The 22240-nt window shown below is 69.0% G+C and carries 20 protein-coding genes and 1 pseudogene; 7 read left to right on the top strand and 14 right to left on the bottom strand.

The window, feature by feature from the left end; genetic code table 11:
* Positions 1-122 precede the first annotated feature (122 nt).
* Complete coding sequence (locus B2869_RS02230) at positions 123-1466, bottom strand: amidohydrolase (protein WP_292762190.1); 1344 nt, start codon at positions 1464-1466, stop codon at positions 123-125.
* 160 nt (positions 1467-1626) lie between these two features.
* On the opposite strand from B2869_RS02230, the gene B2869_RS02225 reads away from it, so the two are divergent.
* Both B2869_RS02225 and B2869_RS02220 read left to right on the top strand, forming a co-directional pair.
* Positions 1627-3075 carry a glyceraldehyde-3-phosphate dehydrogenase gene (locus tag B2869_RS02225; RefSeq protein WP_021201029.1) on the top strand — a complete coding sequence of 483 codons (1449 nt, stop codon included), beginning with the start codon at positions 1627-1629 and terminating at the stop codon, positions 3073-3075.
* Positions 3076-3119: 44 nt separating this feature from the next.
* Positions 3120-4196, top strand: coding sequence for a winged helix DNA-binding domain-containing protein (locus B2869_RS02220; protein WP_292762186.1), 1077 nt, complete (start codon positions 3120-3122; stop codon positions 4194-4196).
* Between the two features lie 28 nt (positions 4197-4224).
* On the opposite strand, the gene B2869_RS02215 is transcribed toward B2869_RS02220, so the two are convergent.
* Entirely contained in the window at positions 4225-5667 is a 1443-nt protein-coding gene (locus tag B2869_RS02215) for a helix-turn-helix transcriptional regulator (RefSeq protein WP_021201031.1), read from the bottom strand.
* 112 nt (positions 5668-5779) lie between these two features.
* On the opposite strand from B2869_RS02215, the gene B2869_RS02210 reads away from it, so the two are divergent.
* Together B2869_RS02210 and B2869_RS18725 are read left to right on the top strand one after the other, a co-directional pair.
* Positions 5780-7357, top strand: coding sequence for a phosphoenolpyruvate carboxykinase (GTP) (locus B2869_RS02210; protein ID WP_414683265.1), 1578 nt, complete (start codon positions 5780-5782; stop codon positions 7355-7357).
* Positions 7243-7536, top strand: a pseudogene (locus tag B2869_RS18725) (phosphoenolpyruvate carboxykinase domain-containing protein); the annotation flags it as partial. The gene B2869_RS02210 and the pseudogene B2869_RS18725, both read left to right, overlap by 115 nt.
* Positions 7537-7672: 136 nt before the next feature.
* Here the strand turns inward: B2869_RS18725 and B2869_RS02205 are convergent.
* Positions 7673-9550 carry an ABC transporter ATP-binding protein gene (locus B2869_RS02205; protein ID WP_292762182.1) on the bottom strand — a complete coding sequence of 626 codons (1878 nt, stop codon included), beginning with the start codon at positions 9548-9550 and terminating at the stop codon, positions 7673-7675.
* A gap of 88 nt (positions 9551-9638) precedes the next feature.
* Entirely contained in the window at positions 9639-9845 is a 207-nt protein-coding gene (locus B2869_RS02200) for a hypothetical protein (RefSeq protein WP_046399014.1), read from the bottom strand.
* A gap of 74 nt (positions 9846-9919) precedes the next feature.
* Between B2869_RS02200 and B2869_RS02195 the strand changes: the two genes are divergently transcribed.
* Entirely contained in the window at positions 9920-10543 is a 624-nt protein-coding gene (locus B2869_RS02195; RefSeq protein ID WP_292762179.1) for an HAD family hydrolase, read from the top strand.
* Between the two features lie 23 nt (positions 10544-10566).
* On the opposite strand, the gene B2869_RS02190 is transcribed toward B2869_RS02195, so the two are convergent.
* Positions 10567-12027, bottom strand: coding sequence for an MFS transporter (locus tag B2869_RS02190; RefSeq protein ID WP_292762176.1), 1461 nt, complete (start codon positions 12025-12027; stop codon positions 10567-10569).
* A 147-nt stretch (positions 12028-12174) separates the two neighbouring features.
* Here B2869_RS02190 and B2869_RS02185 point away from each other — a divergent pair, with 147 nt between their 5' ends.
* On the top strand, positions 12175-12672 hold the full coding sequence (locus B2869_RS02185; RefSeq protein ID WP_292762174.1) for a metallophosphoesterase family protein: 498 nt from the start codon (positions 12175-12177) through the stop codon (positions 12670-12672).
* A 27-nt stretch (positions 12673-12699) separates the two neighbouring features.
* Here B2869_RS02185 and B2869_RS02180 read toward each other — a convergent pair whose 3' ends face one another.
* The 4 genes from B2869_RS02180 to B2869_RS02165 form a co-directional block, all read right to left on the bottom strand.
* Positions 12700-14439 (bottom strand): glycoside hydrolase family 35 protein, encoded by a 1740-nt coding sequence (locus tag B2869_RS02180; RefSeq protein WP_292762171.1) that lies wholly within the window; start codon positions 14437-14439, stop codon positions 12700-12702.
* Positions 14440-14508: 69 nt separating this feature from the next.
* Positions 14509-15861 carry an ABC transporter substrate-binding protein gene (locus tag B2869_RS02175; RefSeq protein WP_292762169.1) on the bottom strand — a complete coding sequence of 451 codons (1353 nt, stop codon included), beginning with the start codon at positions 15859-15861 and terminating at the stop codon, positions 14509-14511.
* 67 nt (positions 15862-15928) lie between these two features.
* Positions 15929-16819: a carbohydrate ABC transporter permease gene (locus B2869_RS02170; RefSeq protein WP_373695393.1), complete on the bottom strand. Its 891-nt coding sequence runs from the start codon at positions 16817-16819 to the stop codon at positions 15929-15931.
* Position 16820: 1 nt separating this feature from the next.
* Complete coding sequence (locus tag B2869_RS02165) at positions 16821-17738, bottom strand: carbohydrate ABC transporter permease (protein ID WP_292762167.1); 918 nt, start codon at positions 17736-17738, stop codon at positions 16821-16823.
* Positions 17739-17897: 159 nt separating this feature from the next.
* Between B2869_RS02165 and B2869_RS02160 the strand changes: the two genes are divergently transcribed.
* Entirely contained in the window at positions 17898-18884 is a 987-nt protein-coding gene (locus B2869_RS02160; RefSeq protein WP_292762282.1) for a LacI family DNA-binding transcriptional regulator, read from the top strand.
* Between the two features lie 4 nt (positions 18885-18888).
* On the opposite strand, the gene B2869_RS02155 is transcribed toward B2869_RS02160, so the two are convergent.
* The 5 genes from B2869_RS02155 to B2869_RS02135 form a co-directional block, all read right to left on the bottom strand.
* Entirely contained in the window at positions 18889-19242 is a 354-nt protein-coding gene (locus tag B2869_RS02155; protein WP_029260425.1) for a hypothetical protein, read from the bottom strand.
* A gap of 53 nt (positions 19243-19295) precedes the next feature.
* Positions 19296-19769 carry a 6,7-dimethyl-8-ribityllumazine synthase gene (gene ribH, locus B2869_RS02150; protein WP_021201043.1) on the bottom strand — a complete coding sequence of 158 codons (474 nt, stop codon included), beginning with the start codon at positions 19767-19769 and terminating at the stop codon, positions 19296-19298.
* Positions 19766-21034, bottom strand: a complete 1269-nt coding sequence (locus tag B2869_RS02145; RefSeq protein ID WP_029260423.1) for a bifunctional 3,4-dihydroxy-2-butanone-4-phosphate synthase/GTP cyclohydrolase II — start codon at positions 21032-21034, stop codon at positions 19766-19768. Before B2869_RS02145 ends, ribH begins: the two co-directional genes overlap by 4 nt.
* The gene (locus B2869_RS02140) at positions 21031-21660 is read right to left on the bottom strand and encodes a riboflavin synthase (RefSeq protein ID WP_292762158.1); all 630 of its coding nucleotides are present in this window, start codon (positions 21658-21660) and stop codon (positions 21031-21033) included. The genes B2869_RS02145 and B2869_RS02140 overlap by 4 nt, the downstream gene beginning before the upstream one ends.
* On the bottom strand, positions 21660-22240 hold a 581-nt coding region (locus B2869_RS02135; RefSeq protein ID WP_292762155.1), incomplete at its 5' end, for a RibD family protein. The genes B2869_RS02135 and B2869_RS02140, both read right to left, overlap by 1 nt.

Here is a 22240-nt window from a genome sequence, read left to right as displayed (position 1 = left end):
GGTGCCCGACGCCGGGGGCGCGGACTGGTCCGAGGGGGATCAGAGGCGGGCGGCATGCGGGAACATGCCGCCCGCCGGTTTCGTGCGCGGGNNCGCCCCGCCGTTTTCGTGCGCGGGCGGGCTCAGCCCCGGGCGAAGACCGTACGGCCGTCGACGATCGTGCGCACCACCTCGAGCGAGGAGAACGGGCGGACGGGTGTCAGCGGGTCCTCGTCGAGGATCGTCAGGTCGGCGACGCGCCCGACCTCGAGCGACCCCTTCCAGTCCGATGCGCCGTCCTGTCGCGCGGCATCCACGGTCATCGATCGCAGGAGCAGGTGGCGGGTCGCTGCGTCGTCGATGAAGCCCGCGTCGGTGAGCAGGGCGAGCGCGGCGTCGAGCCCGAGCCGCCAATCCGGACTCGCGATCGGCGCGTCGCTGGTCACGGTCGTGAGGGCGCCGGAGGCGAGCATCGCGGCCAGCGGCCAGGCCGTGGCGATGCGCGCCTCGCCGAGCTGCGCCGCCGCCCAGGAATGGGTGTGCGCAGCGATCAGGGGCTGCACGGCGAATCCGGCATCGACCCGTCGCATGCGCGCGATCTGCTCGGGCGTGGCCAGGTCTCCGTGGACGACGTAGTGCGGAGCGGCCGGTGCGGGCGCATCGGAGAGGCGCTCCAGGACCGCGAGGAACTCGGCGATCGACCGGTCGCCGGTCGCATGCACGGCGATCTGCATCCCGCGGGATGCGGCCAGTTCGACCATCTGCTGGAATGCGGAGAGCGGGTCGCTCCCTCCTCGGGTGAGCAGTGCTCCGGTGGTGCCGTCCGCATACGGCTCCTCGACCCAGGCGGTCGCCATCGGGGGGATGCCGTCGGCGAAGATCTTCACTCCGGGGATCGCAAGCCATCGCGGGTCATGGGTGGGTGGCGGGGTGCGGATGCCGTGCGCGAAGTCCTCGAGCGTGCTCTCGCCGTCGATCGTGCCGAAGAGCCGCAGCAGGGTCACCCGCGATGTCTGGGCGCCTTCGCGGTGCAGTTCGCCGTAGGTGTCGAGCATGTCGGCGCCGAAGCATCCGGTCTCCCCGGCGTCCTCTCCCGGACCGATGCCCGGTTCGGTGTAGCTCGTGATGCCGTGTTCGGCGAGGAGGCGCCACGCGCGGCGCAGGGCGGATCGCCGCTCGCTCGCGGTCGACACGAGTCTTCCGGGCGGCTGCTCCTCCGGGGGAGTGTCCGAGAAGAACAGGTGCGGCCAGCGCGCACCGAGCCATGCGGCATGCAGGTGTGCATCGTTGATGCCGGGGACCGCGGTGCGTCCGTCGAGTTCGAGGACGTTCCGTGCGTGGAGTCGGGTGGCGGCGGCATCGGTGGCGACGATCACGCCGTCGCGAACGGCGAGGGCGTGAGCGATATCGCCCGTCCCGTCGAAGGTGTGGATGCGGCCGCCGCGGATGATCAGGTCGGCGTCGTCGCCGGGAGATGTCTGGCTCATTATTCCACCAGTGTAGACGTAAAATCCGGCCGAATGCGGGGCGGCGACGTACCGATTCGGCGCGCGGTTCTGCGGCTTGTACGCTGGAGACATCCCCCGATTCACCCGGCAACTCGCGCGCCGGCGATCTCGGCGCGCGCTCACACATGCAAGGACGCAGATGAACGATTCCGCGGCACACCGCGACGACTGGACTGAGAGCGAAGAGCTGGCGGAGCGGATGATCCCGCTCATCGGGGCGCTCCGACGCGAACACGACGTCGTCACCTCGCTCCATGGGCACCGCCTGCTCGGTCTGTCGGCGACCGGCCTCGTCGAGGTGCACGAGCGCGTCGCGCAGCTCGGGCACGAGAGGCTCCCCATCGAGGACAGCCTGGCCGTGCTGGAGGCGATCCATGCGCTCGCCCCCGGTGCATCCTCCCTCGATGTCGCCCGCCTCGTCGCCGGCCATGCCGAGAGCGGTCAGCCGCTGGAGACCTACCTCGCAGACGTGCTGGCCCCTGCGATGGGAGCCGTCGCCGCCGAACCCACCGACGTCGTGCTCTACGGCTTCGGGCGCATCGGCCGCCTGCTCGCCCGCATCCTCATCGCCCACACCGGGGGAGGAAGCGGACTGCGCCTGCGCGCCATCGTCGTCCGCCGCGGCGCCGAGAACGACCTCGTCAAGCGCGCATCCCTGCTCCTGCGCGACTCCGTGCACGGCCGCTTCGCCGGCTCGGTCACCGTCGACGAAGACGCCGAGCAGATCATCGCCAACGGCACCCGCATCCAGGTGATCTACTCGGACGACCCGGCGACCATCGACTACACCGCCTACGGCATCCACGACGCGATCGTCGTCGACAACACCGGGCGCTGGCGCGACGAGGCCGGTCTGTCGCAGCACCTGCGCTCGACCGGCGTCGCCCGGGTGCTGCTGACCGCGCCGGGGAAGAGTCCGCTCAAGAACATCGTCCACGGCATCAACGACGACACGATCGTCGAGACCGACCGCATCCTCTCGGCCGCCTCCTGCACGACCAATGCCATCACGCCCGTGCTCGCGGCGATCGACGAGGCCTACGGCGTCGTCAAGGGACACGTCGAGACCGTGCACTCGTTCACGAACGACCAGAACCTGATCGACAACTTCCACAAGGGCGATCGGCGCGGACGCTCGGCGGTACTCAACATGGTCATCACCGAGACCGGTGCCGCCAAGGCCGTCGCCAAGGCGCTGCCGCAGTTGGAGGGCAAGCTCACGGGCAGCTCGATCCGCGTGCCCACCCCCGACGTCTCGCTCGCGGTGCTGCACCTGACGATCGAGCGGCCCGCGACGAAGGATCAGGTCAACGACTACCTGCGCCGGGTCTCGCTGCACTCGAAGCTGCGCCAGCAGATCGACTACGTGGAGAGCCCGGACGTCGTCTCCACCGACTTCGTCGGGTCGCACCGTGCCGGCATCGTCGACGGTCTCGCCACGATCGCCGATGAGGACACCCTCATCCTGTACGTCTGGTACGACAACGAGTTCGGCTACTCGTGCCAGGTGATCCGCGTGCTCGAGGTCATGGCGGGCTCGCACCCGATCGTGCTCCCCGAGCGCCGAGAGGTGACGCTGCAGAGCTGAGGTTCCTCGTGCGCCGCGTCGGCGGCACCCGGCATGATGAGGTCATGAAGACCGCGACCCTGCGTGCCGAGCGCCTCCGATCGCACCGCCTCCAATCGCACCGCCTCATCTCGCCGGCTCCCACGGTGACGGATGCGGCGCGCCACATGCTCGCGGTGCAGAGCCAGGACTTCACCGCGGGTCGCTGGGCTCTGGCCGTCCGCACCAGAGGGGAGACCACGGTGCGCGACGTCGACCGCGCCTTCGACCGCGGTGACATCGTGCGCGGGTGGACCATGCGCGGCACCCTGCACACCGTCCCGGCGCGCGACCTCGGCTGGATGCTGCAGGTCACCGCGGGGCGGCAGCGACAGCAGGCGGCCTCCCGCCACCGCGATCTCGGCATCGATGACGACATGGTCGCCGCGAGCGTCCGGGCGCTGACGCCGGCGCTCCGCGACGGAGGGTGCACCCGCGCCGAGGTGTTCGACATCCTCCAGGGCGTCGGCATCGACCCCTCGGGCCAGCGCGGCATCCATCTGCTGTTCACCCTCACGATCGACGGTCTGATCTGCCAGGGGCCGGTCGTCGCCAGGGCGGGCTTCGCCCGCGAGCAGCGCTTCGTGCTCGTCGAAGATCACATCCGCGAGCACGTCACGCCCGATGACCCGCTCGCCGAGCTGTTCGTCCGCTACATCGACGGACACGGCCCCGCCGGTATCGCCGATTTCGCCTGGTGGGCGGGCCTCACCCTCGGTCAGGCGCGCGAGGCGGCCGAGCGGGCGGGAGCGGGAACGGACGGTGGCAGGCTCGACGAGATCGACGAGGGTCTCTTCGCCGCGCGCCGACGTCCGCGAAGAGCATCGGGTGCGGCCTCCGTCCACGCCCTCGGCGCGTTCGACGAGTACTACATCTCCTACGCCGATCGCACGACCGTCTGCGCCCCGGAGCATCTCGCGGCCGTCGGCCCCGGAAAGAACGGCATGGTGCGTCCGACCCTCGTCGAGCAGGGGCGCGTGATCGGGACCTGGTCCCACGCGACCGCGACCAGGGGTACGCCGCCTGAGCTGTTCGAGGAGCCGGAGGATCCCGCCGCCGTGGCTGCGGCCCTCGCCCGGTTCGCCCGGTTCGCCGACGACTGAGCCGCAGGGATCACCGACCCCGCCGCGACTACTCGCTCGCGTGACGCGCGAGGAAGTTGTAGACCTCGTTGTCGTCGACGCCGGGGAACGCGCCGCGGGGGAGCGGCGAGAACATGTGCGTGTGCACGCGGGCGCTCGGCCACGCCCGTCCGCTCCAGCGATCGCTCAGCTCGGCGGAGGGGCGACGGCAGCACGACTCGTCGGGGCAGGTCGACACCGCTCTGTCGTTGGTCTCGCGTCCGCGCCACCAGCGGGCATCGTCGAACGGCACGCCGACCGTCACCGAGAACTCGCCGTCGCTCGACGATCCGGTCTGGGTCGAGCACCAGAACGTGCCAGAGGGGGTGTCGGTGTACTGGTGGTGCTCCACCGTGCGGTTCTGCTGCGTGAACGCCGCGCGTGCCTGGAACTTGCGGCACACCCGCTGTCCCTCGACCGCGCCGGTCACGTCCATCGGCAGCGGCAGGTCGTCGTTCTCGTACACGCGGGTGATCGCGCCGGTGGAATCCACGCGCAGGAAGTGCAGCGCCATGCCGAGGTGCTGCGTCAACAGGTTCGTCATGCGCATGCCGGCGGCTTCGTGCGTCACGCCGAAGCCGTCGCGGAAGTCCTCGACCGCGAGGTTGCGGTCCTTCTTCGCCTGCTGCAGGAACGCGACCGATGCGGTCTCCGGCATCAGGCAGCACGCGGCGAAGTAGTTGATCTCCAGGCGCTGCTGCAGGAAGTCGGCGTAATCGGTCGGCGGTGTGTGCCCGAGCAGTCGGTGCGCCATCGCCTGCAGCGCCATCGAGCGCAGACCGTGGCCACCCGGGATCGATGCCGGCGGCAGATAGATGCGTCCGTTCTCGAGGTCGGTGACCGAGCGGGTCGAGTGGGGAAGGTCGTTGACGTAGATCAGCTCGAAGCCGAGCTTCTCCGCCATGATGCTCACCGTGCGGTGGGTGAGCGCCCCCTGTACGTGCCCCGCGGCCTTGAGGTGCTTCTCGGCGAGCTTCTCGATCTCGGGGAGGTAGTTGTTCTGCGCGCGCATCCGCAGCCGCAGCTCGGTGTTCGCGCGCCGCGCCTCCTCCGGCGTCGCGATGGCTTCGCGTTCACGACGCTCGAGCTCGCGGTGCAGCCCCAGGACCGATTCGATCGTCTCGTCGCTCATGCCCTTGGTCACGCGCACGGGCGCGACGCCGAGCTGCCGGAAGACCGGGCTCTCCTGCGCGCGCTCCAGGGCGATCTCGAGGGCGGCCCGACGGTTCGGCGGTTCACCGGAGATCAGGTCGGTCACCTCGGTCTTGGTCGCCTGTGCGATCGCCTGCAGCAGCGAGAGCTTGGGCTCGCGCTTGCCGTTCTCGATCAGGCTCAGCTGAGAGCCGGCGACGCCGACCAGAGCACCGAGCTCATCGAGCGTGAACCCGTTCTCCAATCGGTGGTGACGGATGCGGTGGCCGAGAGTCGTGAGGTGGATGCCGGAGGACGCCATTCCTTGAGTCTAGCGAAAGAATTGAAGTTCTTATCGCTCGAATTGTCCGAAAGTCGCGCTCGAACCGGAAGAAGATAGGTGCAACGCCCCACACTTCAAAGGAGCACACGTCATGGCTATCGCCGAAGTCTTCACCCCCCGCACGTCTCCCGTCGCACCGACGCGTACGTTCGGCGCGGCTCCGACGTATGACACCCCCGCCATGGCGGAGCTGGCCGCGTGGGTCGAGGAGATCCGCGCTCTCACCCAGCCCGACGCCGTGCACTGGGTCGACGGCTCGCGCGCCGAGAACGACTGGCTGCTGCGCGGACTCGTCGATGAGGGCAAGCTCATCAAGCTCAACCCCGAATGGCGTCCCGGTTCGTACCTCGCACGCTCGCACCCCAGCGACGTCGCCCGCACCGAGGGGCGCACGTTCATCGCCTCCGAGCGCGAGGAGGACGCCGGCCCCACGAACAACTGGGCGGCACCTGCCGACATGCACGCCAAGATGGACGAGATCTTCGAGGGCTCGATGCGCGGCCGCACGATGTACGTCGTGCCGTTCTCGATGGGCCGCGTCGGCGGCCCGCTCTCGCACATCGGCGTGCAGATCACCGACAGCGCCTACGCGGTCGCTTCGATCGGCATCATGACCCGTGTCGGCGATGCCGTCACGCGGCAGATCGCCGAGGGTGCGCCGTGGGTCAAGACCGTGCACACGGTCGGCGCCCCGCTCGCCCCGGGGGAGCAGGACGTCGAGTGGCCCTGCAACGACGACAAGTACATCGTGCACTTCCCCGAGACGCTCGAGGTCTACTCGTACGGTTCGGGCTACGGCGGCAACGCGATCCTCGCCAAGAAGTGCTTCGCGCTGCGCATCGCCTCGGTGATCGCCCGCGATGAGGGGTGGCTTGCCGAGCACATGCTGCTCATCCGCGTGATCGACCCGCAGGGCAAGGCGTACCACGTGGCCGCGGCGTTCCCCTCTGCCTGCGGCAAGACGAACCTCGCGATGCTGCGTCCGACCATCCCCGGATGGCGGGTGGAGACCCTCGGCGACGACATCGCCTGGATCCGTCCCGGCGAAGACGGCCGCATGTGGGCGATCAACCCGGAGGCGGGCTTCTTCGGCGTCGCACCCGGAACCGGCGAATCGACCAACGTCACGGCGGTCGAGACGCTGTGGGGCAACACCATCTTCACGAACGTCGCTCTCCGTCCGGACGGCGACGTGTGGTGGGAGGGGCTGACCGATGAGGCGCCCGCGAACCTGATCGACTGGGAGGGCAACGACTGGACTCCCGAGTCGGGACGGCCGGCAGCGCACCCCAACTCCCGCTTCACGGTGTCGGCGGCGCAGTGCCCGCAGATCTCCGAGGACTGGGAAGAGGCCGTTCCGCTCGACGTCATCCTGTTCGGTGGACGCCGCGCCAGCAACGTCCCGCTCGTGGTCGAGGCCACCGACTGGACGCACGGCGTCTTCCTGGGCTCGAACATCTCGTCAGAGCGCACGGCTGCCGCCGAGGGCACGGTCGGGGAGCTGCGCCGCGACCCGTTCGCGATGCTGCCGTTCTGCGGCTACAACATGGNNTGTGGCCGGGCTTCGGCGACAACTCGCGTGTGGTCGACTGGATCATCCGCCGCATCGCGGGTGACGTTCCTGCGGTCGACAGCCCGATCGGTCGCCTGCCGCGCGTGGAGGACCTGAACCTCGACGGGCTCGACATCCCCGCTGCCGACCTCGACGAGCTGTTCTCGGTCGATGCCGAGGCATGGAAGACCGAGGCCGACCTGACCGAGGAGTTCTACGACACCTTCGGCGACAAGGTCCCCGCAGCGCTGCGCGCCGAGCTGGCGTCGCTGCGCTACCGCCTCGACAAGGCGTAGTTCCCCCAGACCGGTGCCGGTTCGGGGGAGCCGGCACCCTCGGGGCTTCGTGCCCCGCAAACCCGCGAAGGCGGGACATCAGAGACGAACCCATGGCTGAGTGGTCTCCGACGTCCCGCCTTCGTGTTGTCGTGCGTCAGGTGAGCAGCTGGTGTCGCGCGAGGTCGCGGTACAGCGGCGTCGACTCCACGAGCTCGGCGTGCGTGCCCTGGCCGACGACGACGCCGTCCTGCAGCACCACGATGAGATCGCTGTCGACGACCGTCGAGAGGCGGTGCGCGATCACGATGAGCGTGCGGTCGGTCGACACGGCATCGATGGCTTCCCGCATGCGCTGCTCGTTCACGCCGTCGAGCGATGACGTCGACTCGTCGAGCAGCAGGATNNTGAGCAGGGCGCGCGCGATCGCGAGACGCTGACGCTCACCGCCCGACAGCATCACGCCGTCTTCGCCGACGGGGGCATCGATGCCGAGCGGATCGCGCTCGAGCACGTCGCCGAGGTTCACGGCGCGCAGCACCCGTTCGCAGTCGGTGTCCGTCGCTTCGGGAGAGGCGAGCCGCAGGTTCTCGGCGAGCGTGCCGGCCAGCGTCGGCGCATCCTGCTCGACGTAACCGAAGTGGGCGCGCAGCTCGTCGCGCGGGTAGGTGCGCGCGTCGTGGCCGTGCAGGCGGATCGAGCCGCCGGTCGGGTCGTAGAAGCGCTCGATCAGCGAGAGGATCGTGCTCTTCCCCGCGCCGCTGGGGCCGACCAGGGCGACGCGGGAGCCCTGCGGTACGGCGAACGACACGCCGCGGAGCACCTCGTGGTCCTGCACGGCGGGGGCGGCGTCCTCCGCGGATTCCAGGTGCGCATCGGCGAGCAGTGTGCGCGCCTCCTTGGCCGCGGCCTGACGGGCGGCGACGACGTTCGCAGGGTAGTGGAAGCGCACGTCGCGGAACTCGATGGCCGGTGCGTCCGCCGCAGCGGTCTCGCGCGGCAGCGAGGCCGCGATCTTCTCGTCGTCCTGCGACTCGGTGGGCAGGTCGAGAACCTCCTGGATGCGGCCGAGCGCACCGAGAGCCTGGTTGACCGAGGTGATCGCGCCGAACGTCGTGGCCAGCGGCATCACGAGCAGGAACAGGAACATGATGAACGAGATCAGCGAGGCGATCGTGATCGCTCCCGCGGCCACCCGGAATCCGCCCACCCCGAGCACCACGAGCAGCGACAGCTGCAGGGCGATGCCGGAGACGGGAACCACCATCGAGGAGATCTTGGCGATGCGCACGCCGATGCCGTAGGCGTCGGAGGCGAGGCCCGACACGGCGGTGGTCTCCCGTTCGGTGGCTCCCGAGGCGCGGATGGTGCGGATCGAGCCGACCGCGCGCTCCACGCCGGAAGCCAGCTCGCCGACCTTCTCCTGCTGCGCGGTCGACGCGGTGCGGATGCGTCCGCTCAGCAGCACGACGACGGCGACCGAGATGCCGATCACCACGACGATGAGCAGCAGCAGGATGGGGTCGATCACGAGCATCGCGATGAGCGCGCCGAGGAAGAGCACGGCGCTGCCGACAGCATCGGCGAGGCCCTGGGTGAGCACGGCGTAGAGCAGCGTCGTGTCGGTGCCGACGCGGGAGACGAGGTCGCCGGTGCGGCGGGCATCGAACTCCGAGGTCGGCAGGTGCAGGATGCGGGCGATCAGCTTGCGGCGGCTCGAGTACACGACCGCGGTGCCGGTGCGCTGGAGCAGGTAGTGCTGGAAGCCGGAGATGACCGACGACACGATCACGAAGCCGACGAGCAGCCACACCAGGATCCCGATACCGGTGTCGGACTGCACGGCCTCGATGACCTGGCCCACGAGCAACGGCTGCACGAGCGAGGTCGCGGCGCCGACGACGCTGAGCACCGCGACCACGATGAGGGTGCGCTTGTGTTCGAAGAGGAAGGGGAGGAGCTGGCGGAAGGTGGCGCGGGGGCCTTCAGGCTGTGCGCCACGTCCGCGGCGGCGTGCTGTCGCCGAACCGGACATGCGGGACCTCTATCTGGAAATGGTACTTCGACCGTACTTCGTTCGCGGTCGAATCCTATGGAGCGGCTGTATGCGGCACATCGCGGGCTCAGGACCGGCCGAATCGCCGATGAGCCGCCTGCTTGCTCACGCCGAGGGCGCTGGCTATCGCCTGCCAGGAGTACCCGAGGTTCCGCGCGCGACGCACGTTCGCCTCCTCGGCACGGGCCACCTCCTTGCGCACCTCGGCGAGGCGGTGCAGCGCGGCCAGGGGCTCGCTGCCGTCGTCCTGTGCGATCGCGGTCGGCATTGTCATGATGGACCTCCTGCGTCAATCATCGTTGACGTGCCCGCGAGTGTCAATATATGTTGACGTGGCAGTGTGGGGGGATGCCGACGAAGAAGTGGATCCTGTTCGACATCGGGGGAGTGCTGGAGGTCGTCGACGACGACGCCTGGCAGCAGCAGTGGTGGGAGCGCTGGCGTGCCGTGGTCGGTCTCGAGCCGTCCGCCTTCGAGGCGCGCATCGCAGAGGCCGACCTTCCGTCGATCGATGTCACCGTCGGCACCGAACCCGCTTTCTGGGCGGCGGTGGGCACGGCACTCGGTCTCGACGAGGTCCAGCGCCGCGCGATGCGCGCGGACTTCTGGGATGCCTACTGCGGCACCGGCAACCACGACCTGATCGCGTACGCGCGCACGCTCTCGGCGCGGGCGGGAACAGCGATCCTCTCCAACTCCGCCGATGGCGCGCGCGAGGAGGAGGAGCGCCGCTTCGGCTTCTCCGAGGTGTTCGACCCGATCTGCTACAGCCACGAGCAGGGCGTGAACAAGCCGGATCACGAAGCCTACCGACGAGCACTGCAGCGCATGGGCGCCGACCCGGGCGACGTGCTGTTCATCGACGACCATCAGGTATCGGTCGACGGTGCCGAGGCGGCGGGGATCCGCGCCGTGCGACACCTCGACAACGCGACCACCATCGCCGCGATCGAGGAGTTCCTGCGGCCGTGACGTGAATCGTCACGGCCGCAGCATCACAGCTCGACGGCCGCCGCGACGCCGAGGTCGTCGTCGTAGTCGTGGTCCTTGGTCTCGGGGGAGAGGACCAGCGCGATGAACGTGAGCACACCCATCGCGGACAGGTACAGACCCACCAGCCACGGAGCGCCGCCGGCCACCTCCCACAGCTTCAGCGCGATGAGCGGGGCCACCGCGGCGCCGAGGATCGACGAGACGTTGTAGGCGATCGCCGACCCCGTGTAGCGCACGTTGGTCGGGAACAGCTCGGGAAGCAGAGCGCCCATCGGGCCGAACGTCGCTCCCATCAGCATGAAACCGAACACGAGGAACGCCTGGGTGAGCGCACCCGTGAACTTCGGGTCGACCGCGGGCAGGAGGAAGGCGTTGAACGTGAGACCGAACACGATGATGGTCCCGGTGACCCACAGCAGCAGCTTCCGTCGGCCGACCGCATCGGCGATGGGCCCGGAGAGCAGCGTGAAGATGCCGAAGAACACCACGCCGATGATCTGCATCAGCACGAAGTCGGTGTAGCCGAAGCCGAGACCGGGATAGAACTGGGCCGCGAACTTGATCGGGTCGAACGGGGCGCCGGTCGCCTCGGCAGCGGCCTTCGCGGCGGCGGTGGCGGTCTCGAGCGAGGCGGCCTTGGTTCCGTAGGCGAGGGTGAAGTTCGTCATCAGGTAGAACAGCACGTACGTCGCCAGCATGATGAACGTGCCGAGGATGAGCTGCTTCCAGTGGTGACGGAACACGGTCGCGAGCGGGAGCTTGCGGATCACGCCCTTCGTCTCCGCCTTCTTGAAGGTGTCGGACTCGACGAGCTTGAGCCGCACCCACAGGCCGATGATGACCATCACTGCGGAGAACAGGAACGGGATGCGCCAGCCCCAGGAGAGGAACGCCTCGGACTTCAGGACCGGGTTCTCGGCGTGCGGCAGCAGCCAGTTGATCGCGAGGAAGAGGAAGTTGGCGATGATGAAGCCCAGCGGCGCGCCCAGCTGCGGGAAGGTGCCGTACCAGGCGCGCTTGCCCTTCGGCGCATTCTCGGTGGCGACCAGCGCCGCGCCCGACCACTCGCCGCCGAGCGCGAAGCCCTGAGCGAGTCGCAGGATCAGCAGCAGCAGGGCGGCCCACCACCCGATGTCCTGGTAGGTCGGCAACAGGCCGATCACGAAGGTCGCGATGCCCATCGTCAGCAGTGATGCCACGAGCGTGGCCTTGCGGCCGAACTTGTCGCCGAAGTGGCCGAAGACCACCGCGCCGATCGGACGGGCGACCATCGCCGCACCGAACACCGCGAACGAGGAGAGGAGCGAGGTGGTGTCGTCGCCGGTGGGGAAGAACAGCACCGGGAACACGAGCACGGCCGCCGTCGCGTACGCGTAGAAGTCGTAGAACTCGATCGTGGTGCCGACCAGGCTCGCGGTGATGACGCGCGAGCGAGGATTCGCGGGCGCAGTGGCAGTACTCATGAAGCTCCTCCGATCGAGTCCCCGGTATACCGGGGGACCCGGGCGAGTTTACGCCTTCCTGAGTGTTTGCTGTGCGCGTGTTTCGCGTGTCATCTCGCAGCGAGACCCGGTGCGTAGAGTCGGAGGGGCGGAACCCGGGAGGACACGATGCCGACGAGGATGCTGCTGCTGGCCGACACGCACGTGCCGAAAAGGGCGAAGCGATTGCCGGATGCCGTGCTGCGGGCCGTCGACGACGCGGACATCGTGGTGCATGCGGGGGATTGGGTCGACACGGCCACCCTGGATCTGCTGGAGTCGCGGGCTCGCGTGCTGCACGGCGTGTTCGGAAACAACGACGGAGACGAGCTGCGGACGCGGCTGCCGGAGGTCGCCCGATTCGCGGTCGAGGGCGTCGAGGTCGCCGTCGTGCATGAGACCGGGCCATCCCGCCAACGTGAGGCCCGGATGGATGCCGCGTTCCCCGGCACCGACCTGCTGGTGTTCGGCCACTCGCACATCCCCTGGGACACGGTGTCGCCGGCGGGCATGCGGCTGCTCAACCCCGGGTCTCCCACGGATCGGCGACGGCTGCCCGTCTGCACGATGATGCGGGTCGGGATCGAGGGGACGATGGTGGACGCGACACTGGTGCCGCTGACGTGAGCGGTCCGCCCGCCTCCCGCGCGGGGACTATTCCTCCGTGTCGCCGAGCGCGGGGGCTCCGACGAAGACGGCGCGCGGCTGCAGCACGTCTTCGAGCTCCAGCACGACGAGGTGATTGGCGCCCGCTCGGGTGACGGGTGCGGGCACGGCGAGCGTGCGCTGCGGGCCGTTGCGCCAATATCGACCGAGGAAGAATCCGTTCACGAACGCGTAGCCCTTGCTCCACGATGCGGTGTCGACGAAGAGATCCGCAGGGGCATCCAGGGAGAACTCGGCCGTCCACGCGGTGGGACCGACCTCCCGGCCGCGCTTGCGGCCGCCGTCCGCATCGATCTCCGCGGCGATCTCGGCGACATCCAGGGTCGTCGCTCGCCAGCCCGTCACGGGCGCACCGTCGAGGGTGATCTCGCCGATCAGCCCCTTCTCCTCGCCCAGACGACGGTCGTAGTTCACGCGCCCCTGATCCTCGACGAGGATGCGGAGGCTGCGGCCATCCGGGATCCGGATCGCGCGGTCGTGCCGAGTGCGGGCGAGTGTGCCGACGGGGTGACCGTCGACGCTCACCCAAGCCAGGTCGCGCACGTCGTCGACGACGAGGAGCCCTCCCGCTCCCGCCGGCAGCTCGGTGTCGTAACGTACGAGGGCGCTCAGATGTCCGAGCTCGTCGAAGGTCTGCGGCAGGGCGGTGGTCGGCGCGGCCCCTGCGACATCGGTCCACGGTCCCGCCGCTCGAAGCGGAACCTCGAACGCGGGGGAGGCCTCGGCCGCCGCGGGCACCTCGTCGGGCACCGGCGCGTAGCGGGCGATCACCTCGCGGAAGGCGAAGAACTTCTCTGTCGGGTTCCCCGTCTCATCGAGCGGGGCGTCGTAGTCGTAGGAGGTCACCAGGGGCAGGTAGCGCCCCTTGTCGTTCGCGCCGTTGGTCAGCCCGAAGTTGGTGCCGCCGTGGAACATGTAGATGTTGACCGAGGCGCCGGCCGCCAGCAGCTCGTCGAGGTCGGCGGCGGCCGCGGCGACATCGGTCGTGTGATGCACGCCGCCCCACCAGTCGAACCATCCGTCCCAGAACTCCGCGCACATCAGCGGACCCGTGGGCTGGTGGCGGCGCAGGGTGGCGAGCCGTTCGGTGCTCCGGGAGCCGAAGGATCCGGTCTTGTGCAGCCCGGGGAGGCTTCCGTCGCTCAGCATCCGATCGACGGGCTGATCGACGGTCGTCAGCGGAACGGTGATCCCGGCATCGCGAGTCGTGGTCACCAGCGACTCGAGATAGGCGCGGTCGGCGCCGTAGGCGCCGTACTCGTTCTCGATCTGCACCAGGATCACCGGCCCACCGTGGTCGATCTGCCGCGGTGCGACGATGTCGTACACGCGGCGCAGGTAGGCGGTCACCTCGGCGAGGAAGGCCGGAGCGGAGGAGCGCAGTCCTTCGACGCTGCCCGTGAGCCACACCGGCAGCCCTCCGTTGTGCCACTCGGCGCAGATGTAGGGGCCGGGGCGCACGATCGCATCCATGCCCTCCGCCTGCACCAGGTCGAGGAATCGTCCGAGGTCGTTCCCTCCGCTCGCGTCCCACTCTCCCCGCCGAGGTTCGTGCGCGTTCCAGGCGACGTAGGTCTCGATCGTGTTCAGTCCCATCAGTCGGGCTTTGCGGATGCGGTCGCGCCACTGGTCGGGGTGCACGCGGAAGTAGTGGATGGCGCCGGAGATCACCTGGTGCGGCTGTCCGTCGCGGAGGAAGTCGGTGTCGCCGAGGGAGAAGGAGGTCACGTGTCGTGGTGCTTTCGATGAGGCGGGCGGAGCCGGCCCGGCGGGGACCGGGCCGGCTCAGCCGCGGGGTCACTTGTTGACGCTGAAGCCCTGGGAGTTGCCGTATTCGACCAGCGCGTCCTGCCAGGCGGTGAGGCCCTCGTTCAGGTCGGTGCCGTTCTGGTACGACTGGCCGACGGTGTCGCCGAAGATGCTGTTCCCGTACACCTGGTAGGGCAGGTAGCTCCAGCCCTCGACCACGTCATCGGCCGCGGCCGCGAGGACCTCGTTGATCTTCTGGCCGCCGAAGTACTCCGGCGCCTCGGCGAGGAACTCCGTGCTGGACAGCTCCGCGGTCGTCGACGGGAATCCGCCGGACTCGAGGGCGATCGAGATGCTCTCCTCGGAGTTGTTCAGCCACCACAGGAAGCCCGCCGCCAGCTCCGGGTTCTTGCTCTGCTTCGTGACGGCCTGCCCGCCCCCGCCGTTCTCCGCGCTCGCCGGGGAACCGTCGTACGTCGGCATCGGCGCGACGCGCCAGTCTCCGGCGCCGTCGGGGGCACCGGAGATGAGGTTCGCGGGCATCCACGCGCCGATCACGAGGCTCGCCAGGCTGCCGTCGCCGAGGGCGCGGAACCATTCGTCGCTCCAGCTGCCGTACGGGGCCAGCAGGTCCTCCTCGACGAGGCGGTTCCAGTTCTCGGTCCACTTCTTCGAGCCGGTGTCCTGCAGGTCGATCGTGACGTCGGTGCCGGAGGTCTCGAACGGCTTTCCCCCGGCCTGCCAGATCATCGAGGTCGCGAAGCCCGCATCTCCCGTGTCGTTGGTGATGTACGCGTCGGGGTTCGTCGCGTGGATCGCCTTGGCGGCCTCGTAGTACTCGTCCCAGGTGGTGGGGACGGCGACACCGGCCGCATCGAACACGGTCTTGTTGTAGAACAGGGCCATGGGGCCGGAGTCCTGCGGCAGACCGTAGATCGCGTCGCCGTCGGTGACGGAGTTCCAGGTGGAGGCGGTGTAGTCGTCCTCGAAGTCGGCGAACCCGTACTGCGACAAGTCGGTGAAGGCATCCGTCAGCGCGAACTGCGGGAACGCGTAGTACTCGATCTGCACGACGTCCGGAGCGCCGGAGCCCGCCTTGATCGCGTTCTGCAGCTTGGTGTACTCCTCGTTGTTGGTGCCGGCGTTCACCAGCTTGACCTTGACGTCCGGGTACTCCTTCTGGAAGGCCTCGACCTGGGCCTCGGCCGACGGTGTCCACGACCAGTACGTGATCTCGCCGCCCTTCTCGAGCGCCGCCTCGACGGAGTCGAACGAGCCGGAACCCGTGTTGCCGGCGCCGGCGTCGCTGCCGGTGCTGCATCCGGCCAGCGCCAGCGCTGCCACGGTTCCTGCGGCGAGCACCGCGAGGGTGCGCCGCGTCGGGGAGGGAAGGTGCTTCATTGCTGTGTCCTTTCGGGGGGTGCGGTCCAGCGTCGGATCGCAGAGGTGATGCAGGAGGTACGGGGAGCTACTGCTTGACGCTTCCCGCGGTGAGACCTGACTGCCAGAAGCGCTGCAGCAGCAGGAAGGCGATGACGATCGGGATGATCGTGAGCAGCGAGCCCATGATCACGAGGTTGTAGATCGGCTGGGACCCCGCGCCGATGGCCTGGGCGCTCCACTGGTTCAAGCCGACCGTGAGCGGATACCAGGCGGGGTCCGAGAGCATGATCAAGGGCAGGAAGTAGTTGTTCCAGGTGGCGACCACCGTGAACAGCGCGACCGTCACGATGCCGGGCGCGAGCAGCCGCATCGAGATCGTGAAGAACGTGCGGAACTCACCTGCGCCGTCGATGCGGGCCGCCTCGAGCAGCTCGGTCGGCACCGACTCCGACGCGAACACCCAGATCAGGTACAGACCGAAGGGACTGATGAGGGACGGGATGATCACCGCCCACGGCGTGTTCGTCAGTCCGAGTTCGCTGAACAGCAGGAAGGTCGGGACCGCGAGGGCGGTGCCGGGCACCGCCACGGCGCCCAGGACCACGGCGAACACCGCACGGCGTCCGGGGAAGCGGAACTTCGCGAGTCCGTAGCCGGCCATGGTGGCGAGCAGCGTCGCGCCCCCGGCGCCGACCACGACGTACAGGAGGGTGTTCCCGAGCCAGCGCAGGAAGATGCCGTCGCGATACGAGAACGTGGCGACCAGGTTGTCGAAGAATGCGAAGTCGTCGGTGAACCAGAGTCCGAACGAGCTGAAGAGTCCCGCCTGCGTCTTGGTCGAACTGAACAGCAGCCACACCAGGGGCACGAGCGTATACAGCGCGTAGAGGATCATGACGATCAGCAGGGTGTTCGACGTGCGCGGCTTCAGCGGATCGTGGCGCCGGTGCGCGGGGCGGGCGAGGGGGAGTGCCATGTCAGCGCACCTCCGACTTCGAGCCGCGCAGCTGCACGACGTAGGCGATGACCGCGGTGATGACGCCCATGATGATGGCGATCGTCGCGGCGTAGTTGAACTGCTGCCCCGCGAACGACAGGTTGTACGCGTACATGTTCGGCGTGAAGAACGTCGTGATCACGTTCGGGGCCAGGGGGCGCAGGATGTTGGGCTCGTTGAAGAGCTGGAAGCTGCCGATGATCGAGAAGATCGTCGCGATCACGAGCGCTCCGCGCACCGACGGGATCTTGATCGAGAAGATCGTGCGCCACGCCCCGGCGCCGTCGAGGGAGGCCGCCTCGTACATGTCGGTCGGGATGGTCTTGAGCGAGGAGTAGAAGATCAGCATGTTGTAGCCGACGAACTCCCAGGTGACGATGTTGCCGATCGAGAGCAGCATCCACTCCTTGGCGAACGGCGTGATCGCATCGACGCCGAGGAGGTCGTTGATGTTGCTCGTGAGGCCGAACTGGTCGCCGTAGATGTAGCCCCACATCAGCACCGCCACCACGGCCGGCACCGCGTAGGGCAGGAAGATCAGGATGCGGAAGAACGATGCTCCGCGCAGACGGGCGCTGTCGAGGGCGAGGGCGGCGCCGAGGGCCAGGATCAGCATGATCGGCACCTGCACGACGAGGAAGACCAGCACGCGGCCGAACGCCTCCCAGAATTGCGGGTCGCTCAGGGCGCGGACGTAGTTGTCGAGCCCCACGAACGCGGTGCCGCCGATGAGCTTCTCCTGGAAGAAGCTCAGATACAGCGCATAGGCGAGCGGCGTAAGGAACACCAGGGCGAACACGACCATGAACGGGCCGACGAAGGCCCATCCCCTCCAGTCGCGCTTGTCGCGGCGCCGGATGCCGGGGGCACCCAGGGCTGCGGGGATTTCAGTCGTCATCGACGAGTCCTTCTTACGTTTCGGGCGCACCATGCGCCGTGTGTCAACGTCAACATATTGGATCGACTGGTAGTGTGTCAACGTCAACATATGAGGGGATGGGTGATCGTGACCCCGGAGCATCCGACAGAGACGTCGACGCGTCGACGTGAGCCCTCGATGGAAGACGTGGCCCGCGAGGCCGGCGTCTCCGGCCAGACCGTGTCGCGTGTCGTCAATGCCAGGGGCTACGTCGGCGCCGCCACGCGCGAGCGCGTCGAGGCTGCCATGCACAGTCTGGGGTACCGGCCGAACAGCGCCGCCCGCGCACTCCGGTCAGGGCGATTCCGCACGATCGGCGTCGTGATGTTCTCGTTCAGCTCTTACGGGAACCAGCGCACGCTCGATGCGATCGCCGTGCGCGCCGCCCAGCTCGGCTACGCGCTCACCCTCATCCCCGTCGAGTCGAGCGCGGGCGAGACCGTGGCCGGTGCGTTCCGTCGGCTGGAGGAGCATGCGGTCGACGGCATCATCATCGTGATCGAGGCGCATCAGCTCGACGAGGCCGACATCGAGATCCCCGAGGCGCTTCCCGTCGTGTTCGTCGACTCGAACCGCACGGCGACGCATCCGTTCGTCGACACCGATCAGGCGCAGGGCGCTCGGCTCGCGACCGAGCACCTGCTCGAACTCGGTCACGACACCGTGTGGCACGTCACCGGTCCCGCGCGCTCCTACTCCGCCGAGCGCCGCCGTGAAGCGTGGCGGGAGACGCTCGAGACGCACGGGCGCACGGTCCCGGAGCCGCTGGCGGGGGACTGGACCGCGTCGTCCGGCTACGCAGCCGGTCTCGAACTGCGTGCGATCGGCGGTGTCACCGCGGTGTTCGTGGCGAACGACCAGATGGCGATCGGCGTGCTGCGTGCGTTCCGAGAGATCGGGCTCGACGTGCCGCGAGACGTGAGCATCGTCGGGTTCGACGGACTGCCCGATGCGGCACAGCTCTGGCCGCCGCTGACGACCGTGCAGCAGCACCCGGAGCGCGTGGGCGCGCTCGCGGTGGACGCGCTGCTCGCCGAGCTCGACGGTGTCGAGCGTCAGCAGACCCCGCTCGTCGGTACCGAACTCATCGTGCGGGCGAGCACGGCGTCGCCGCGGACGCGCTGACGGCTCAGCGCCAGATCGCGGCGATCGCGGCGTTGACGGCGGTGAGGATGCCGACCAGCCAGAACACCGCCGGCGGGATGGCCGCACCGCGGCGCTGACGACCCAGGCCGATTCCGAGCAGGGCGCCGATGATGAGCAGGATCACGAGCTTGACGCCGATCTTGACGTAGTTGAGCTCGTAGGAGATGCCCCACGGCGCTGCGAGCGCGAGGCCCGCGACCGCGGCGATCGCCATGCCGATGTTCATCAGGCGCGTGAACTCACGCTTTCCGCCGAACGCCTGCGCGGCCCAGGAGCCGAAGAGCACGGCGAATCCGATGAGGTGGACGAACAGCACGATATGACGGAGAGTCTCCATGCCCTCACCGTACGAGTGCAGAGCCCTTCCACGCTAGCAAGGGCAGGCTGACCTCAGCCGCGCAGCTCCCGTGTCACGAGCGCCGTGCGCAGGGCAGCATCCGCTGCTTCGGCGCCCTTGTCCTCCTTGGAGCCCTCCAGGCCCGCACGGTCGAGACCCTGCTGCTCGTCGTCGAGGGTGAGCACGCCGAAGCCGACGGGCTTGCCGGCGTCGAGGGCGACGCGGGTGAGGCCATCGGTGGTCGCCGCCGACACGTACTCGAAGTGCGGTGTGCCCCCGCGGATGATCACGCCGAGTGCGACGACGGCATCCGCCCCGCCGGCGAAGGCCGCCTGGGCGGCGATCGCGAGTTCGAACGAGCCGGGCACGCGCACCAGTCGGTGCGTGGCCCGGGCCGCGTCCAGCACGCGCTCCGCACCGGCGATCAAGCCGTTCGAGATCGTCTCGTGCCAGGTTCCGGCCACGATGACGACGTTCAGACCGCGTCCGTCGATGGTGCCGATCTCGGGTGCTCCTGCGCCGCTCATTTGTCGTCCTCTCCGTGGGCGAGCGCCTCTGCGAGTTCCGCTTCGCCGATGATGTGACCCATCCGGTCACGCTTGGTCTCCAGGTACTGATGGTTGTTGGGTCCCACACCGACGATCAGCGGCACCTGCTCGACGACGTCGAGGCCGAGCTCGCGCAGCTGCGCGACCTTGTCGGTGTTGTTCGTCAGCAGGCGCACCTTCGACACGCCCAGGTCGGAGAGGATGCCGGCCGCCGCTGCGTAGTCGCGGGCATCGGCCGGCAGCCCCAGCGCGAGGTTGGCGTCGACCGTGTCGAGCCCCTCCTCCTGCAGGCTGTAGGCGCGCAGCTTGTTGATGAGGCCGATCCCTCGACCCTCGTGACCGCGCATGTAGATGACGATCCCGCCCTCCTTCTCGATCGCGTCGAGGGCGGAGTCGAGCTGCGGGCCGCACTCGCATTTGAGCGAGCCGAACGCCTCGCCGGTCAGGCACTCCGAGTGCACCCGCACGAGCGCGGTCTCGCCGAGTTCGCCCGAGACGACCGCGATGTGGTCGGTGCCGGTGATGCGGTCCTTGTAGGCGAGGAAGCGGAAGGTGCCGTGCGTGGTGGGCACGGTGGCGTCGGCGCGCAGGCTCACGCGACGGCCGCGATGCGCACTCGGGGTGGCGCCCTCGGGATCGATCTCGTTGAGGTGGGCGATCAGCTGCTCGATCGTGATGACCGGTACGCCGTCGCGCGCACCGAGCTCGATCAGGCCGGGAAGGCGCATCATGCTGCCGTCCTCCGCCACGACCTCCGCGATCGCGCCGACGGGGCGGAGACCGGCGAGCTTCATGAGTTCGACCGCGGCCTCGGTGTGGCCACTGCGCTCGCGCACTCCGCCGTCGACCGCCCGCAGCGGCAACACATGGCCGGGCCGGATGATGCTGGTCGACGTGGACTCCGGGTTCGACAGCACGTTCAGCGTGTGGGCGCGATCGTGGGCGCTGATGCCGGTCGTGACCCCCTGCGCGGCGTCGACACTCACCGTGTATGCGGTCGAGCGGGCGTCTTCGCTGGCGGCGACCATCGGCGGCAGGTTCAGGTGATCGGCGAGATCGGCGGGCATCGGGGCGCAGATGAAGCCCGACGACCAGCGCACGGTCCATGCCACCCACTCGGGCGTCGCGAGCTCTGCCGACAGGATGACGTCGCCCTCGTTCTCGCGGTTCTCGTCGTCGGCGACGAGGACGGGACGCCCGGCGCGCAGCGCCTCCAGGGCCTCGGCGATGGTGGAAAGGCTCATCGCGAGCCTCCTTCCGGTGCGGCGCGGAACGCGAGCAGGCGCTCGACGTGCCGGGCGAGGATGTCGGTCTCCAGATTCACGCGATCTCCGACGACGCGGATTCCGAGAGTCGTTGCGGCGAGCGTCTCCGGAATCAGAGAGATCTCGAACCACGGGGAGGGGTCCGCAGGGGCGCTGACGGCGCTCACGGTCAGCGAGGTGCCGTCGACCGAGATCGAGCCCTTGTCGACGACGAGCGGGGCGAGGTCGGCGGGCAGGCTGATGCGCAGCACGCTCCACTGGGCGCCGGGCCGCACCTCGAGCACATCGCCGACTCCGTCGACGTGGCCCTGCACGATGTGCCCGCCGAGTCGCGCGCCGACCGGCATGGCCTTCTCGATGTTCACGCGGGTGCCGACCGTCGCCGATCCGATCGCGGCGACGTCGAGCGTCTGCTTCATCACGTCGGTGTCGAAGGTGTCGGCGGTCGAGCCGACCACGGTCAGACACACACCCGACACGGCGATCGACTCGCCGTGCACGGCATCCGCTGCGGCCCGGGGCGCGCGGACGGTCAGGCGCCAGCCGTCACCCGCGGGGGCGATCGCGGTGATCTCGCCCATCTCCTCGATGATTCCGGTGAACATCAGGCGGCTCCTTCGTTCTGCGGGTCTTCCGCGGGATCGGTGGCGTGCGCGGGGTGCGCGATCGCGAGCAGGTCGTCTCCGAGGGGAAGCCACGCGTCGACGGTCAGGCGTCGGGCCTCGTCGATGGAGCCGACACCGATGTCGGTCAGGGCGAGTCGGCTGCCGCCGAGCAGCACCGGGGCGATGTAGGCGAGCACGCGATCGGCGAGCCCCGCCTCGATGAAGGCGCTGGCGAGCGTCGGGCCGCCCTCCACGAACAGGCTCTGCACGCCGCGGGTGTGCAGGTCGGCCACCACCGCACGCAGATCGCGGGTGTCGAAGAACAGCGGGGTGTGGGGATGCCGGTGCACAGCGGCGTCGGACGGGGGGGGCCGGGAGCCGATGACGACCGGGATCGGCTGGTGCGGCAGCAGGGCGTCGCCGTCGCGAGCCGTCAGAGCGGGGTCGTCGGCCAGCACCGTTCCGGTACCGACCGCGATCGCGTCGGCCTCCGCACGTCGGCGGTGCACGTCGGCGCGTGCGGCGGGCCCCGTGATCCACTGGCTCGATCCGTCGGCGGCGGCCGCGCGGCCGTCCAGGC

The sequence above is a fragment of the Microbacterium sp. UBA3486 genome, from assembly GCF_002377845.1.
Classification (GTDB): domain Bacteria; phylum Actinomycetota; class Actinomycetes; order Actinomycetales; family Microbacteriaceae; genus Microbacterium; species Microbacterium maritypicum_A.
This window is presented reverse-complemented; position numbering and strand designations above follow the sequence as displayed.